General features: G+C 56.8%; 1 protein-coding gene. It reads right to left on the bottom strand.

The genetic code is table 11. The features are described from left to right. Positions 1-8 precede the first annotated feature (8 nt). Positions 9-419, bottom strand: a 411-nt coding sequence (gpJ, locus tag F0L74_RS32865; protein ID WP_438502958.1) for a TipJ family phage tail tip protein, incomplete at its 5' end; no start/stop codon positions are given.

The raw sequence follows: 419 nt of genomic DNA, 5'->3' as shown, positions 1-419 counted from the left end.
ATCGAATTCTACTGGCCGATGACATACAGCGCCCATTTATCCACATCCGCCGCACCAAGACGTTTCCCCATGCCGTAGCGCGGATGGGTCAGCATATCCCACAGACACCAGGCCATGTTGTTGCTGTATGCCGGTTTAAACGTTCCGTCCCAGATACCGCTGTATTGCCGCGTCTGCGGGTTATAGTTCGACGGCACCTGCAGAATACGCCCGCGCAGATGATAATTACGGCTCACCTGCTGGCTGCCGAACTGCTCCGAGACCACCTGCACGCCGACCAGTGCCGTGTACGGGTAGCACTGTTTCACATCGATGATTTCAGTGTATGACGACCAGAGCGTTTTGTTCTGCAGCTGGTCTGTGGTGCTGTCCGGCGTCATCCTGCGCATCCGGATATTAAACGGGCGCGGCGGCAGGTT

The organism is Chitinophaga agrisoli (genome assembly GCF_008386695.1).
Classification (GTDB): Bacteria; Bacteroidota; Bacteroidia; order Chitinophagales; family Chitinophagaceae; genus Chitinophaga; species Chitinophaga agrisoli.
Note: the sequence above shows the minus strand (reverse complement) of the source record. Positions and strands in the feature narration are given on the sequence as shown.